The 15,415-nt window shown below is 36.5% G+C and carries 15 protein-coding genes; 9 read left to right on the forward strand and 6 right to left on the reverse strand.

Features of this window, described 5'->3' with window-relative positions; genetic code table 11:
- The first annotated feature begins 25 nt into the window (after nt 1-25).
- Together DD649_RS08255 and purC are read left to right on the forward strand one after the other, a co-directional pair.
- Nucleotides 26-682: a hypothetical protein gene (locus DD649_RS08255; protein WP_336429915.1), complete on the forward strand. Its 657-nt coding sequence runs from the start codon at nt 26-28 to the stop codon at nt 680-682.
- 355 nt (nt 683-1,037) lie between these two features.
- A complete protein-coding gene (gene purC / locus DD649_RS08260) occupies nt 1,038-1,751 on the forward strand; it encodes a phosphoribosylaminoimidazolesuccinocarboxamide synthase (protein WP_294105824.1) in 714 nt (237 codons plus the stop codon).
- A 59-nt stretch (nt 1,752-1,810) separates the two neighbouring features.
- Here purC and DD649_RS08265 read toward each other — a convergent pair whose 3' ends face one another.
- The 5 genes from DD649_RS08265 to DD649_RS08285 are packed head-to-tail and all read right to left on the reverse strand — an operon-like array spanning nt 1,811 to nt 5,202.
- Nucleotides 1,811-2,629, reverse strand: coding sequence for an ATP-binding cassette domain-containing protein (locus DD649_RS08265; RefSeq protein WP_294105826.1), 819 nt, complete (start codon nt 2,627-2,629; stop codon nt 1,811-1,813).
- Nucleotides 2,616-3,458: an energy-coupling factor ABC transporter ATP-binding protein gene (locus DD649_RS08270; protein ID WP_336429918.1), complete on the reverse strand. Its 843-nt coding sequence runs from the start codon at nt 3,456-3,458 to the stop codon at nt 2,616-2,618. Before DD649_RS08270 ends, DD649_RS08265 begins: the two co-directional genes overlap by 14 nt.
- Entirely contained in the window at nt 3,449-4,153 is a 705-nt protein-coding gene (locus tag DD649_RS08275; protein ID WP_294105829.1) for an energy-coupling factor transporter transmembrane component T, read from the reverse strand. Before DD649_RS08275 ends, DD649_RS08270 begins: the two co-directional genes overlap by 10 nt.
- Nucleotides 4,154-4,155: 2 nt before the next feature.
- On the reverse strand, nt 4,156-4,737 hold the full coding sequence (locus DD649_RS08280) for an ECF transporter S component (protein ID WP_294105831.1): 582 nt from the start codon (nt 4,735-4,737) through the stop codon (nt 4,156-4,158).
- Between the two features lie 39 nt (nt 4,738-4,776).
- A complete protein-coding gene (locus DD649_RS08285) occupies nt 4,777-5,202 on the reverse strand; it encodes a PPC domain-containing DNA-binding protein (RefSeq protein ID WP_294105832.1) in 426 nt (141 codons plus the stop codon).
- 501 nt (nt 5,203-5,703) lie between these two features.
- On the opposite strand from DD649_RS08285, the gene DD649_RS08290 reads away from it, so the two are divergent.
- Both DD649_RS08290 and DD649_RS08295 read left to right on the forward strand, forming a co-directional pair.
- Nucleotides 5,704-6,156 (forward strand): DUF441 domain-containing protein, encoded by a 453-nt coding sequence (locus tag DD649_RS08290; protein WP_294105834.1) that lies wholly within the window; start codon nt 5,704-5,706, stop codon nt 6,154-6,156.
- A gap of 6 nt (nt 6,157-6,162) precedes the next feature.
- Entirely contained in the window at nt 6,163-8,247 is a 2,085-nt protein-coding gene (locus DD649_RS08295; RefSeq protein ID WP_294105836.1) for a GNAT family N-acetyltransferase, read from the forward strand.
- Here the strand turns inward: DD649_RS08295 and DD649_RS08300 are convergent.
- On the reverse strand, nt 8,228-8,419 hold the full coding sequence (locus DD649_RS08300; RefSeq protein ID WP_294105839.1) for a hypothetical protein: 192 nt from the start codon (nt 8,417-8,419) through the stop codon (nt 8,228-8,230). The two genes, DD649_RS08295 and DD649_RS08300, sit on opposite strands and share 20 nt — an antisense overlap.
- Before the next feature lie 909 nt (nt 8,420-9,328).
- Here DD649_RS08300 and DD649_RS08305 point away from each other — a divergent pair.
- From DD649_RS08305 to DD649_RS08325, 5 genes are all read left to right on the forward strand, one after another.
- Nucleotides 9,329-9,589 carry a helix-turn-helix transcriptional regulator gene (locus DD649_RS08305; protein WP_294105841.1) on the forward strand — a complete coding sequence of 87 codons (261 nt, stop codon included), beginning with the start codon at nt 9,329-9,331 and terminating at the stop codon, nt 9,587-9,589.
- A gap of 102 nt (nt 9,590-9,691) precedes the next feature.
- Nucleotides 9,692-10,204, forward strand: a complete 513-nt coding sequence (locus DD649_RS08310; RefSeq protein WP_294105844.1) for a fimbrial protein — start codon at nt 9,692-9,694, stop codon at nt 10,202-10,204.
- A gap of 88 nt (nt 10,205-10,292) precedes the next feature.
- Complete coding sequence (locus DD649_RS08315; protein WP_294105846.1) at nt 10,293-11,036, forward strand: fimbria/pilus periplasmic chaperone; 744 nt, start codon at nt 10,293-10,295, stop codon at nt 11,034-11,036.
- Between the two features lie 14 nt (nt 11,037-11,050).
- Nucleotides 11,051-13,513, forward strand: coding sequence for a fimbria/pilus outer membrane usher protein (locus DD649_RS08320; RefSeq protein ID WP_336429925.1), 2,463 nt, complete (start codon nt 11,051-11,053; stop codon nt 13,511-13,513).
- A 440-nt stretch (nt 13,514-13,953) separates the two neighbouring features.
- Nucleotides 13,954-14,817, forward strand: coding sequence for a fimbrial protein (locus DD649_RS08325; protein ID WP_294105852.1), 864 nt, complete (start codon nt 13,954-13,956; stop codon nt 14,815-14,817).
- The last annotated feature ends 598 nt before the right edge of the window (nt 14,818-15,415 follow it).

The following is a 15,415-nucleotide window of genomic DNA, read 5'->3' on the forward strand; positions in this document are numbered from 1 at the left end:
ATTGGTAAGATTATAGGGATCTGTCGTGCATAATAATCGAATTAAGAGGATAAAAAATAGAGACAGTAATGTAATGCCAAGGAAAATATCAGAGGCTGGTTTGAATCGAAAATTACGAACAACTGAGGGTAATATTTCACATACTGCTACCTTTATTAGAGAGGGTATTGGTGATTTTGAATTACCAAATTATGATATTTCTATTGGTTATCGGTTGGTTAAGTCAGAAAAAAAAGAGCAATATCGTTTGATAACTGTGGGCGATATTCCTGAAACCGTTTACTTGGTTGAGTTAAAATTTCGAAAAGATATTATTTTGGATAGAATAACATGTACACAAATTAAAGTATGGCGCACAATTTCATCGATACATAAAAGTGTTATTCGAGAATTACCCAGCTTATTTTTTGCTTATCTACTTGATACATATTGTATTATGCTTACTGATGAAGAACATACCGATGACGGGAGACGTTTTTGGGAATCAATGATTGATTGGGCATTTAATACTCAATATTACGTTTATGCTTCTGATGGTACGGTTGAAGATAGACCTCTGACTGTGATTAAAAATATGAATGATTTTTATACGAACTGGAGCGATCTATTTTGGGGGAACGACATTGATATTCATACAAATAGATTAATTGCTATAAGTAAAATACCACTAATCTCTAGATAATACGGTTAAATCGCCATTCTTCAGTTTTTACTCGCAAAAATCAATTCTGAAATTGCTATTCATTTGAATAAATAAACCATAAAACAAATGGACAAAAAATCAGTGTTCATCGTTAAGTAATCGTTTGCGTCTGAATGATATTTTGATTATCATAATGGTTAGTGAGTTATTAAATATTGAATATCAGTTAGTTAGCAATGACGAATGAAAATATTCGGTAACTAACTGAAACAGAGCAGAAAACTAACAATGAATTGCGTTTTTTAAAGTTATCGCAGCACTGCTGTTAGTTATCTGAATCTGCAACGCAGGTTGATATCCTATTTCGTTTAGCCACATCTCTGGAGTGTGTAAAATGCAAAAGAAAGCTGAGTTGTATCGTGGGAAGGCAAAAACTGTCTATACCACAGAGGATCCTGATTTATTAATTCTGGAATTCCGTAATGATACATCAGCACTCGATGGTGAGCGCATCGAGCAATTTGATCGTAAAGGAATGGTAAATAACAAATTTAATCATTTTATTATGAGCAAACTAGAAGAGGCGGGTATTCCAACCCAGATGGAAGCCTTGTTATCTGATACTGAAGCTTTGGTTAAAAAATTGGATATGGTACCTGTTGAATGCGTGATCCGTAACCGCGCTGCAGGCTCATTAGTGAAACGCCTTGGCATTGAAGAGGGTATGGTATTAAATCCTCCAATATTTGATTTATTCTTAAAAGATGACGCAAAGCATGACCCAATGGTCAATGAGTCTTATTGCGAAACATTCGGTTGGGTAAGCCAAGAAAACTTAGCACAAATGAAACTGTTAAGTTACAAAGCCAACGAAGTATTAAGCAAAATTTTTGCAGATGCAGGGCTCATTCTTGTTGATTTTAAATTGGAATTTGGCTTGTGCAACGGTCAAGTCATTCTTGGTGATGAGTTTTCACCTGATGGTAGCCGTTTATGGGATAAAGAGACATTGAACAAAATGGATAAAGACCGTTTTCGTCAAAGTTTAGGTGGGCTGATTGAAGCTTATGAAGAAGTTGCTCGCCGTATCGGTGTTCAACTCGACTAACAAATTTATGTATTTTCCTTAAATGATGTTTTTTAGCCTGCAAAATGCAGGCTATTTTTTTAGGCGTTTTGATTCATTTTAGTCGCATTTATAAATTGAGTAGCCCAGAAATGAGGCTCACGTTGTAGGGGTAATTGCAAAGCATGGCTCAGTGATATTAGCGTTGGTGCGGGAAGTTCTGAGGCAGGCTGTAATTCACCGTGGCGTAAAATTTGGTCAATATCACCATCTCCAATTAATTGACCCGCAGATAAATGTAAGGCTCTATCAAAATGACGAGCAACAAAATCAAGGTCATGGCTGATGGTAATGACCGTCGTGCCTTGCGCTTTTTGTAGATTTAGCCAATGCTCAAAACAATTCATCCAACGTGCATCGAAATCTCGACTAGGTTCATCAAGTAGCAATAATTTGGGTGCAACGGCGCTCAAACAGGCTACCGCGACCATACGGCGCTGCCCTGAATGGAGGTCAAGTGGATGTTTGTGTGCTACCTCTGCTAAATTGCAAACGTCTAAAGCTTGTAGGGTACGTTGTTGAATTTCTTCTTTGGATAATTTTTGCCTACGAAGCCCAAAGGCAACCTCATCCATTACCGTACTATGAAAGATTTGTTTTTCTGCTTCTTGAAATAAAATGCCGATTTTACTGGCGCGTTCAGGTGCAGAATAATTCGTTAAAGCTGTATTCTCAAACAACACACTGCCATGAGTGGGTTTTAATAATCCGGCTATAAGGCGCAATAAGGTTGATTTTCCTGCACCATTATCGCCCACTAATGCTATCCATTCGCCTGAATTAATGGTTAAGCACAGCGGTGAAATATTGTCATTCACTGAATTAGGCCAACGATAGGTTAAATTATCAAGCTGTAGCATAAAAATCCTTAAATGCTTGGAGCAATTGGTTATCATTGCGAGGGATTGAATTTTTCCAATGCCCCGACTTAACCAAATGACCAAGGGTACGCCACGCATCAGGCATATTAATCGTTTCTTGAGCTGCGGTGAATATCTGCTCAATATCGCCGTGAGCAATAGTATGACCTGAGTCGAGCAGTAAAAAATCATCACAAAAGCTAAGAGCCGGCAACAAATTTCGCTCGAATAAAATTACACTACAGCCGCTATGTTGGGTGTGTTGTTTAAGTTGTAATAATATGCGATGTGTCGCACTCGGTGTTAAGCGACTAAATGCTTCATCTAGTAATAACAATTGTGGGCGCATTGCAAGCGCGCTAGCTAAAACCACACGTTGGGCTTCGCCACCGGAAAGGGTGGCAGGATGGCGGTAACGTAATGACTCACAAAATGTCAAAGATATAGCTTCATCAACTCGTTGAGTAATATCGTTAGGTGATAAACCTAGATTTTCGGGACCGAATGCAACTTCTTGTTCAACAGTAAACGCGCAACCGGATAATTGTAGTTGTGGCGATTGCTGGATAAGTTGTCGATTAGCCGATAATGTGACAAGAGAGCCTTCGGCTAAAGGCTGTTCTATGGCTTGCGCTGTTCCTTGCAATTGACCACTGAGTAAATCGGGATGCCATCCACATAGTAATTGCGCTAAGGTACTTTTACCACTGCCATTACCGCCTAGCACACATAGCCATTCCCCGCGCACTAATTGCATATCAATGGGGCCTAATATGGGTGTTTCTAAGCCAACGGGCGTAAAGCTCATTTGTTGTAAATTTACCACCACAGTGTTAACCCACCTTCAACAATAATAAGTAATAAAAGACCATAACGCAGCCAGCGCTGAGATGGGCTATCGATAGGGTGATTAAGCGTGGTGCGTTGAGTGGTATAGCGAAACCCTCGCATATCTAATGCTGCACCACGAATACTGAGCTCGCTTAAAGTATTACTGGCAAGAGGTAATAATATTGTGGGTAATGAAGTTAGCCGTTGCCAGAAATTACCATCAAGCGGAACCCCTCTCGCTAATTGAGCTTCTTTAATACTGGCTAGCTGTTGGCGAAGTTGTTCGACGAGTAATAAAGGTCCAGCTAATAAATAAGAAAAGCTAGCAGGGAGTCTGCTAGCAAATAACGCACGAATGAAACGCTCGGTTGGCACGTACTGTAACCACAATTGAGAGCCACTGATTATGGCTAGTAATCTAAACCATAATGCCATCGCTCTTTCTTGATGATTATTTTGTAGCATTTCACCTGTTAATAGTTGGGACAGCCATCCGCTATGGATCAGCCAGAGTCCTGCTGCCATTGGAAGCATAATCCATGCGACAAAGCGCCAACGAAAACGAGCGGCTGGCCAAATGATTAATGCTGAGAATAGACTACAACTGAGTATAATTAGCGGCCAACCTAAAGGTAAAAGCATTGCGCTAGCACTGAGCCATAACCATATAGTTAACGAGGTGAAAGGGTGCATCCTTAGCGAACCTTCGCCATTTGTGGGAAACTTCTTTGTACGCGCTCAGGTAATCGGCGAACTAATAACCAAGCAACTAAGGCTGAAATAATTTTATCGGCAATATTCGCGCCGAGTACGGTGATGGCGACAGATTCAAGTAAATTATCCCCAACAGCATGAAAATAAGCGACAAAAAAGTCTGCACCACTACCCGTAGTTCCTGCAAATAAATAAGTTCTTATTGGTACAGCAACAATCATTAAAGCAAAAGTTATCACTACGCCAGATAAAATAACGCGGGGCAATGTACGGAATCCTCCGGCACGCGCTAATAATCCTGCACTTAATCCTATCATCATAGCTACGGGTGCAAAGGCAGCAGCAATAGGGCCGCTGAGCAGTCCCCATAATAAATTTGTTAATAAACCACTGAATAAGGCCACCCATGGTCCGGCTAATAACGCACAAATTAATGTACCAATAGAATCAAGAAATATAGGGAGTTTAAGCATTGAGCTTAATTGTCCACCAATCATATTAATTGCGATAGAAAAAACAATTAAAGCTAATGTACGACTAGAAATAAGGGGGGATTTTGTCATGACAGCATTAATCCTTGCAAAATATAACCAATAATAAAATTAACGAGAGGTAATGACGAGTTCGTCGTAACCAGATAAAGGGCAATGTTCGCGGATGAAAGTATTATTTTCTAGTTCGCCGATCACCAATTCTAAAGTGGTTCTAACCGTACAGCCCTGCATCATGTGCCCGCCACTCATGTGACCATTTTCATCGGATACTGCAAGATGGAGGTGTTCTCCATTAGCATCTAGTGTGCCAATTAAAGAAACAATTTCGAATTTTCCAGAGGTTTGATGGCTATTTTCTTGGCCTGCAAAGCGCAAAGCAACATCGGTTAAACTACCAACTGATCCTGCAATAAAGGCAGCTTGTAAATTATGTTGTTGAATTTGTTGTCGTAAAGTGAGGATTACATCCTCTCCCGGGCTCAAGCGGATAGCGATATAGCGAGCGCTTGAATAAGGTGATAAAGGTTTGCTCATTTCATCAATCCTAAAAATAGTGGTGTGTAAAGCTTCTCACGAGGAATTAAACAGATAAAAGTATTAAAAATAATAAGCTATAAATTTTTAATATAGATTACCCTGCATCATTATACGTGATTATAAAATCTTGTCTGAGCGTAAAGACTTTCCAGCTATTTTTCAGTAACACTTGCTATTAGTTGATGTTTATCGGCACTTAAGACAGGAAAAAGCATAATTTAAAATTTAGAGAGTCGCTAATATTCCGACTATTTAGCTTAAGTAGTTCAAGCAGGATCACTGATATTACACACTAAATAATGAATGCTCTTCTTCCTTAAATCTGTACAAACATTGATTTAATATAGGAAGAAAAATAACCGCTAAAACTATTTTTATGTTGTAAGCGGAAAATATTAGGTAAATATTTGCTTCTTCAATGATGAGTCAATAACATGTTTAATCTATGTGTTTTTTACTGATTGCGAATGCAAGACAGTTGTTTTACAGGGAATGATTATGGGCAATGTCGACTCGACGTTGATAATTTTATTAGTATTAGCTGGGCTGGGTATTATCAGTCATAACATGACTGTCACTTTAGCGATGCTATTTTTGCTTGTCGTTCGGATCACGCCATTAAATGATTTTTTTCCTTGGGTGGAAAGATATGGTCTGACGATTGGTATTCTTATTCTTACTATTGGTGTAATGGCGCCGATAGCCAGCGGTAAAATATCTGCACATGACGTATTGAGTTCATTTTTAAATTGGAAATCAATATTAGCAATTATCATTGGTATTGCCGTTTCATGGCTTGGTAGTCGTGGGGTGACACTCATGTCGCATCAACCCTCTACCGTTGCAGGCTTATTGGTCGGTACGGTTATCGGTGTCGCATTATTTAGAGGTGTGCCCGTTGGGCCACTGATTGCAGCGGGTATTTTGTCACTGTTAATTGGTAAGTCTTAGATAGCTATGTATAGCTCATTACCCGATATATGTGCACAATTACGCCAATGTGGGTTTCGCCGGTTATTGGTGTTATCGGGAGAGAATACGTGGGTAGAACAACAGCTTACTCAAATTAAAGCTCAATTATCAGGTGATTGGCTAACTTTATCTTCCCACTTATCGGCAGCAATGTTACCAGAAAAAGCCCATTTACTACTAGGACGTGAGTATACTCACGCTATATTTGATGCAAGGTCTGGTTTTCATAGTGAAGCATTTGCAATATTAGCTGGCACGCTAAAAGCAGGAAGTTTATTGGTGGTTTGTACGCCACCCCATGAAATTTGGCCTCAAAGCGAAGATGCAGATAGTGTACGTTGGAATGAGCAATTGGGTATTATATCAACGCCAAATTTTATTCATCATATTCAGCGCATTATTAAAGCTTCACCACAAACCCTTATTTATCAGCAAGGACAAGAACCGCAGTTTGCATTATTAACTGATTGTCCTACTTGGCAATCGCCAACGGGCCAGCCGACTCAGCAACAACAATTCGCACTTAACCAGATGTTGTCTACAACGCAATCGGTAGAGCAAAAAATTTGGGGTATTATTGCTGCCCGAGGTAGAGGTAAATCTACTGTCGCTGGAATGTTGATTCAGCAATGGCAAGGGGAATGTTGGTGCTGTGCACCCGCAAAAGTTGCGACACAAGTTTTAGAACAATATGCAGGAAAGTCATTAACATTTTGGGCGCCAGATACGTTACTCCAATATTGCCAACGCGGTGAGCAAGTCAGTGCTGACTGGTTGATTATTGATGAAGCAGCGACGATTCCAACATATATTCTTAGACAAATTATTACCTATTTCCCTCGAGTTTTAATGACCACCACGGTTGATGGTTATGAAGGCACAGGGCGAGGTTTTATTAATAAATTTTGCGTTACGCTTAACCATTTTACGGCATTAACGTTAAATGAACCTATCCGATTTGCTCGTAATGACCCACTTGAAAATTGGCTAAACCAAGCGTTGTTATTGTCTGAGCCGCCACAACAGCTTCCGGTTGATGGAAATATTCAACTTGAAATTATCTCACAATCTCAACTTGCAAATAACGCTGAACGGCTCAGCAGATTTTATGGGTTATTGACGAGTGCCCACTATCGAACTTCTCCTCTTGATTTACGTCGCTTGCTTGATGCTCAAAATCAATATTTTTCGGTTGCTCGCTTAATGGGGGATCATTACGTTAGTCATCAATCTGAACGTTATGTTGGTGCGTTATGGATGATAAGCGAGGGGAAATTAGATGAAGCATTAAGCTGGCAAGTTTGGGCAGGGTTGCGGCGCCCAAGGGGTAATTTAGTTGCACAATCACTTGCTGCACATAGTTATTTTCCCTCTGCTGCACAAATGAGCTCGCGCAGAGTAATGCGAATTGCGGTCGAATCTGCTTATCGTCGGAAAAAAATAGGTTTTCAACTAATTGAATTACAAAAAAAACAGGCGCAACAACAGGGGCTAGATTATTTATCGGTCAGTTTTGGTTTAACGCCAGAGTTACTTGCTTTTTGGCAAGCTGCAGGTTTTGGGTTGGTGCGAATTGGTAGCCACAAAGAGGCTAGCAGCGGCTGTTTTTCGGCGATGGCTATAATGCCAATTTCAGTTGAAGCACAAAAATTGTATTCGAGAGCTGACTATTTATTACAAAGAGATCTATTTTGGCGTAACGATTTGAATGAATTTAATCTGAAAAGTAGCCAAGAGCAAAGTCTTACCACCGAAGATTGGATGGAATTAATTGGTTTTAGTCAATATAGCAGACCTATGGCTGCAAGTAGCGCGGCGATTCAGCGTTTGTTAATGCAGGACAACCTAATTAAACCACCAAGTGCTGAACATCAATGCGGCTCCCAAAGTGTGCTAGCCCTTTATTTTCGTGACGGCTTATCTATAGCGGAAATTTGCACACAGGTCGGTTTGACCGGTCAAAAACAGTGGATTAAACAAGCAAGGCTGGAAGTCGGTCTGTATATTCGTTATCAGCAATTGGAACTTACAGCCATGATTGAGCAAAAATTTACGATTTCTTATCCTTAGGCCAATCGTCTTCATCATCCCAAAGGTGATTATTATCTTTATGGGGTGGTATCTCAGGTTTATTATCAATAAATTTTTTAGGGTCGATTTTCTTCATCGCCTTGATTGCATTCCAAATAATGCCGATAAGTATGAGTAAAATAACCCACCAATAATCAGTTAACCATTGCATATATGTCCTCAAATTTTGATGATATTCGGATTTAATCACTTAGTTATACGGATAGTATTTGATGAGAACATCGATAATTGCAAGTACTTTAACAATGGCTAATCATAGTTAGCGATAATGCTTTATTTATAGATGCTGATTAACTGAATTTTTTACATTACAAAAATCAAGTGTTATCAGTGAAATAGGCTTGTGATTTAAAGTTACAATAAGTAATGATGAATAATTGAATCGTTTTAGCGCGCTTTAAATGAGAACTAGGGTTTTTTTAATATATTTATATGAAATATTTTTATTTAATTTTAGCCTTGGTTTAATCAAAAATATAGTTAACACATCAAATATAGATATGCCAATAAACTCCATGCGATATCATGAAGTAATAGTGTGTAAATAGGTTAGCGCTGGTTCTTTAAATAATGTCATTGACTACTAAAAGTAGCTTTCTTCATTATTCTTATTTTACATTTCTATTAGGGTCTTATTTTACAGTAAATATCAATATAAGATTGTTGTTTTATGATTGTTTACAATGGCTTTAATTAATTTCAAGTGATATTTGTAATGCGAAATGAACTGAAAAGTCTCAACGGATAATATATATTTAAATTTAAATTCATTTTTATAGTGTAACTATCTATTTTTTGACATTGGTCAGCTATATGTCACCAATCGCTAGCGTAAAAGGGGATTATTTAGTTATAAATTCTATTCTATTTGATTTTTATAACATGATGTTTTTATTGGGGTTACTTAGTTATTAACTTAACGAATACTTATAAAAGTAAATTTAATTTGTTTTACTCACTAATGAGTGATGTTGTTTGTTTTTAAGTTATGAATGCGTAAAATATTAGTTAGAAACTAATCTGAATCTAAACTTTGATAATAAGATCAGAGGTGAAACATATGGAAATTGAAAAATATAAATATTCGTTATCGATTGGAAAAAAGATAAAAACAATTAGACTTCAAAAAGGTTTAAGTGGTGAAGCTCTTTCTAAAATGACAGGAATAAGCCAACAGCAAATTTCTCGTTTTGAGCGTGGTATTAATAGAATCGATGTTGAGTCATTAGCTAAATTTGCTAATGCTTTTAATATAAATGTCGTATTTTTATTATCTGATTATGATAAAAATATATTTATCGCAAGTACGTTAGTTATCTAGTTTTGGATGGCAGTATTAAATGGATTTATCCCTATATATGTAGTTTGTCACCTTTATTTTAAAAATAAAGGTTGAGATTTTTTTATCTTATAAAGGTTAAATATGAAAAAAACATTTTTAGTTTTATTTATCGCATCTTCAATTTCAGCATCGGTATTAGCAGCTGATGGTACTATTACATTTAATGGTGAAATTACGGCGACAACATGCAAAGTCAGCTCAGGTACTAATGGTGACTTTACCGTTAATTTGCCCACAGTGTCTACTACTGCATTGAATGCGGCTGGTGCTACTGCCGGAAATACATCTTTTACTATCGATTTGACTAATTGTACTGTCAGCGGTGTCGATGTAGCGGCAAATTTCGAAAGCTTAACAAATGGCGATGCGGCGACAGGTAATTTGATTCCTTCTGTTGCACCTGCAAACGTCCAGATTGGTTTAGCAGATCAAGGAGGTAATGTTGCGAAGGTAAATGGCACACCTGTTGGTTCGACTCCAATTGTTGGTGGCGCAGCTCAACTTGCGTATCAGGCTTATTATTTCGCTAAGGATACAGTCACTGCTCCGGGTAATGTTACTGCACAAGTAAATTATACGCTTACATACCCATAATGAATAATGCTGTCAGGAGAATTTAATTCTCCTGACAGCTAAATTGAAAAATTCATGTATTACATTAAAAATGCAAGGTTAGGTCATTATGTCAATTCGACTCGCCTATATAAATAAAATATTCTTATTTGTATTTCTATTCATGATATCAACATCACTTTATGCGAGTGTTATTATTAATGGCACTCGTATTATATATAATGAAAAATCTAAAAGTAAAGTTGTACAGCTAGTTAATGAAAATAAATGGCCAGCATTGGTTCAAGTTTGGTTAGATAAAGGCGATCCTAATGAGCTTCCTGAGGATATTAAAACTCCATTTGCTATTACACCACCGATATTTAAAATGCTACCAAATGCAGGGCAAAATTTAAGATTAACTTATCTTGGTGATTCACTACCTAAAGACAGAGAATCAATTTATTATTTAAATGTGTTAGAAATTCCACCAGAAAAAGAAGATGCAATTGAATCTAATAAAAATACGATGCAAATTGCAATTAGATCTAGAATAAAATTATTTTTTAGGCCTACAGGTATAGGAATGCCTGAATTATTAAATGAAAAACTTATTTTTTCATTCAAAAAATCGACAAAAGGGAATGCGTTATTTATCAAAAATAATTCACCTTGGTTTATAACTTTTCAAGATGTCGTTATTCATGATGCATCTAATAAAATGAAATTAGAAGGTAAAATGGTAGCACCTTACTCAGATGTGATCCTTGATAGTGGGACTGGGATACCTAATGCATTTATTAATGCTAAAAAAATTAGTTACTCAGTTATTAATGATTACGGTGGTTTAGATACCTATGAATATAATTTATAAATAATGGTATTGCTATGAAAATTAAATTAATCCTTATATTTATTTCACTATCTTTAATGAGTGGTCGCTTAGCTTTTGCTTTAGAAAAAAAACTGCCTGAAAAAAAATATTCATATAATGAAGGTTTTTTGCTTGGAAACGCTAAAGATATATCAATAGATAAGCTGACAGAAGATCAAAATACGCCGGGTAATTGGTTTGTTGATCTATACCTAAATAACGAATTTATTTATAATAAAGAGATTAGGTTTTATGAAAACAAGCAAGGGAAAGTTATTCCTTGTTTAACTCAAGAAGATATTGATAGCTTTCAAATAAAGCCAGAATATTTAAAAAATATCAAATCTACTGAGCAATGCAAAGACCTCCACATGTTGTCGAAAGATGTGCAAATTAAGCTTAAGCAGGATGTATTACGTTTAGATATTTTAATTCCACAAATTATGGTAGAACAATACGCGCGTGGATTAGTACCTGTTAGCGCACTTACCGAAGGGATCCCTGCACTATTTCTTAACTATAATTTCAATGGCTATAGTAGTCGTAATCATGGACAAGATAGCCATTCTGTATATGGAAATATATCAACAGGAGTTAATTTAGGTTTATACAGGTTTAGACATCAATCTAATCTTCAATATAACCAGGATAATAAATTTAGACATGAGAATGTGAGAACATATGTTCAAAGAGCAATTCCGCAAATTGAAAGTGAATTAACCATTGGACAATCATTTACTAATGGAAATATTTTTGACAGTTTTTCTTATACCGGTGCAGAATTAACAACCGATAATCGTATGCGTCCGCAATCGTTGCAAGGGTTTGCGCCTACAGTTAGAGGTGTAGCGAATAGTAATGCTCGTGTGAGGGTAATACAAAACGGTTATGTTATTTATGAAACGAACGTATCCCCGGGAGAGTTCACGATTAATGACCTGTATGCAACAGGTTATGGTGGAGACCTGACGGTTCAAGTGACAGAAGCGAATGGCAATGTATCAAGTTTTATTGTGCCATTTTCAACAGTGCCCGGTTTATTGAGGCCAGGACAAATTGATTACAGCATTGTGAGTGGTAGATTGCGTGGTGATGATACTTCTTCTGATATTTTTATTCAGTCAACAGTGCAATATGGGCTAAGTAATATTGTCACTCCATTTATAGGATTGCAGTATTCAAATAAATATCAATCCGGTTTGCTTGGACTGGCCGTAAATACGCAAATTGGCGCGTTTAGCTTTGATGTAGCTAATTCAAAATCTGAATTAGATAATAACCGAATTTATAATGGCACTCGTGCTCGAGTCACATGGAATAAAGATATAAATACAACAGGCACCAATATTGCGTTAGCAGGCTATCGTTATGAGTCACAAAATTATTTAAGCTTGTATGAAGCAAGTCGCGATACAAAGAACGATTTATTTGATGGGGATAATATTAATCCTCGGCGTGCACAATATGTGTTAACGATTAATCAACACCTAGCAGATTATGGCTCGGTATATGCGAGTGGCTCATTGCAAACGTGGCGTGATAATTTACCCGATACCAAACAATTGCAAGCGGGTTATATGAATAGCTTTAAAGGAATTGGTTATAGTTTTAGCTATATTAAAATGTATCGAAATGATAACAATGCTACTGATAATAACTATATATTTAACGTGTCAGTACCATTCTCTATCTGGTATCCAGAACAAAATACGTTATTGTCTAGCTCACTCTCACGTTCTGAAGATCGTTGGCTAAATAATACGAGTGTGAGTAGTACGTTTGGCGATGATAAATCAATGGCTTGGAATGCATCAATAAGTAATATTGGACAGTCGGATAGTAGTTTCTCTGGAAATATTCAAAAAGATTTTTCAGTGACTTCTGTTAATGCTGGTTATTCCCAAGGTAATGATTTTAAATCACTTTCCGCTGGGGCAAGTGGTGCATTGGTTGCTTATCAAGGTGGCATCGTACCATCTCGTTATTTAAGCGAAACATTTGCTATTGTGGAAGCAGATGAAGCGGAAGGTGCTTCAATATCTTCATGGAGTAATATAGTCATTGATAAACGAGGGAAGGCAATAGTACCGTCACTTACACCTTATCAATACAATACCCTTTATCTTAATTCTGAGAATATGAGTACAGATGTCGATATTGATAACAATATGGTAAAAATAGCACCTTATGCAGGATCTTCAGTGTTAGTTAAATTTGAGACTAAAAAAGGTATGAATATTACTTATCGAATAAAGCTACAGGATAATAAGTCTGTACCATTTGGCGCTGATATATACGATGAAAATAATAGAAAAGTAGGTTTAGTTGGGCAAGGAGGATTAGTTTATTTTAATTCTCAATCAGCACAAGGAAAGATTACTGTCAGATGGGGAAGTAATAATAAGCAGCGTTGTAGCTTCAATTATAATATTTCTAATAACAACTCCATACCTGAATCAGTTTGTCAGTATTATTGATATAATATTATCTTTTAATTTATCATATTAAATATTGCGTTAACTATTGCTATTTATTTTAAAGTGTCATTCCACCATTGGGTTTAATGACTCATGCTAGTTATTTCTTTATTTAACTTGTGTTATGTTCGGAGAGAGTTATGCTTAAACGTGATTTAATGTTTTTCGGATTTATATTATTTTTTATGTCCGAATTATCCCAAGCTACATGTGTTGTAAGGAATGGTGGATTACCAAGTGGTAATTCTGGAAATCCCGTGAGAGTTGGGTCAAAAACTGACTTGATGATCTATAGGGAAGTATATCAACCAATAGGTACACTTTTAGCATATGAATATATATCGCCTAGTAACATATCCGGTCAAACTGGTATTCCATTAGATAGGGTTCTTTTTCAATGTGACCTAACTGATAAGGACTCAATTTATGAAATGTATTATATGCCACCTGGAATTATTAATAATAATGCCCCGCGTCTTACTTTAGCCGGTATTAGATATTGGTCAACTAACATGACGGGCATGATGTTTAATTTTTTCATTGGTTCAAATACGGATACAACAACACAGTTTAATAACGCAGTACAAAGAAAAAAACTGACTGGATATGATATAGACTCAATTAATCCAAATAAAATTAATATTACATTAAAACATTTTTCGGGTATCTCTATTAATCAAGTTCGTTCAGATCAAGCCGTTAATTCAAATGCATACTTAAGCCAAGTGGGTATCGTTTCTCGCGGAGTATTTGGATTTTCTGGACCAGGTTTAAATCCAGGCACAACATTTTCAGCCGCTAATTCATATACTAATTTAGCTCAGCGAGTTATTGGTGGGCGAGTTATTAATGCCTGCGGTATAAATCAAGTGACCTCTGTCGTCAATTTAGGTCAGCACTCAGCAACTAGCCTTCCTTCAACCCCAGCAAATTTTTCAGTTACACTTGAATGCCAACGGGGTGCTACAAAAGTAAAATATGGTTTCGCACCTAATGAGGAAAATAGGGTGAATAATGAGCAAAATTATTTGCTATTAGATCCTGACTTAGGTTCAACCGCGAAAGGCGTAGCTATTGAAATATTAAATTCGGTTGGCGGCCGAGTGAAAGTGCTTTCACTCGGTACTTTAGGGAACGGGATTCCCATTACCAATAATAACTGGATAGCGGTTCCAGTACAAACGGGGTCGGGTACTCAAATAATAACGTTAAACTTTAGCGCTAGGTATGTTAAATATCCCCCTGAAATAATTAAACCGGGTAAGGCGAATAGTAAGGCTATTTTCATGATAGATATGCAATAGTCAGATAAACATGTAATAAAAAATCGGGATACTTCAATTATTTATTTGGGTATCCCGATTAAGTGTTTAAAATTATACGTATTAATCATAATATAAGTTTAATATCTTTTTTAGTTAACGTGTTTATATTCAACTTTCACATAGCTAAAATTTAGTTTCTTTATTTGTGTTAGTGAGCTAGATTTCGTTATATATTTCCCATCATGATAACACTCAACACTGACATGTTTAGTGTTATTGAAATGGACGTCACACAGTGGTTCGATAACATTGCCAATAAAGGTAATTATACCGTTTTGTTTTTCTCCCAATATTTTAGTTTAACTATATCCATGATTAACATTGAAAGTGAAAATAACAACTGCTGTCAATAAAGATAAGTGTTTCATTATCTATCTACCATTCTTACCCGATATAAAACATATTCTTCATATTTCAAGTTGAAAGGTTGTTAACGGAATTATTTATGACACAGCGTATTGTGGATTTAGTAATATAATCCCTTATCATTTGTATGCTTATAGACTTATAAAGACATAGTGAATTATCCATACTTTCATTTTAGCTTAGTTCAAATGTGAGTAAGTAAAAGAAATCA

This window comes from Providencia sp. (assembly GCF_003533305.1).
Lineage (GTDB): Bacteria > Pseudomonadota > Gammaproteobacteria > Enterobacterales > Enterobacteriaceae > Providencia.

What these genes read in the sequence shown, in the direction of transcription:
- purC (WP_294105824.1), top strand. Translation starts at nt 1,038, where the DNA reads ATGCAAAAGAAAGCTGAGTTGTATCGTGGGAAGGCAAAAACTGTCTAT.
- DD649_RS08265 (WP_294105826.1), bottom strand. Translation starts at nt 2,629, where the DNA reads ATGCTACAGCTTGATAATTTAACCTATCGTTGGCCTAATTCAGTGAAT.
- DD649_RS08275 (WP_294105829.1), bottom strand. Translation starts at nt 4,153, where the DNA reads ATGCACCCTTTCACCTCGTTAACTATATGGTTATGGCTCAGTGCTAGC.
- DD649_RS08280 (WP_294105831.1), bottom strand. Translation starts at nt 4,737, where the DNA reads ATGACAAAATCCCCCCTTATTTCTAGTCGTACATTAGCTTTAATTGTT.
- DD649_RS08285 (WP_294105832.1), bottom strand. Translation starts at nt 5,202, where the DNA reads ATGAGCAAACCTTTATCACCTTATTCAAGCGCTCGCTATATCGCTATC.
- DD649_RS08290 (WP_294105834.1), top strand. Translation starts at nt 5,704, where the DNA reads ATGGGCAATGTCGACTCGACGTTGATAATTTTATTAGTATTAGCTGGG.
- DD649_RS08295 (WP_294105836.1), top strand. Translation starts at nt 6,163, where the DNA reads ATGTATAGCTCATTACCCGATATATGTGCACAATTACGCCAATGTGGG.
- DD649_RS08300 (WP_294105839.1), bottom strand. Translation starts at nt 8,419, where the DNA reads ATGCAATGGTTAACTGATTATTGGTGGGTTATTTTACTCATACTTATC.
- DD649_RS08305 (WP_294105841.1), top strand. Translation starts at nt 9,329, where the DNA reads ATGGAAATTGAAAAATATAAATATTCGTTATCGATTGGAAAAAAGATA.
- DD649_RS08310 (WP_294105844.1), top strand. Translation starts at nt 9,692, where the DNA reads ATGAAAAAAACATTTTTAGTTTTATTTATCGCATCTTCAATTTCAGCA.
- DD649_RS08315 (WP_294105846.1), top strand. Translation starts at nt 10,293, where the DNA reads ATGTCAATTCGACTCGCCTATATAAATAAAATATTCTTATTTGTATTT.
- DD649_RS08320 (WP_336429925.1), top strand. Translation starts at nt 11,051, where the DNA reads ATGAAAATTAAATTAATCCTTATATTTATTTCACTATCTTTAATGAGT.
- DD649_RS08325 (WP_294105852.1), top strand. Translation starts at nt 13,954, where the DNA reads ATGCCACCTGGAATTATTAATAATAATGCCCCGCGTCTTACTTTAGCC.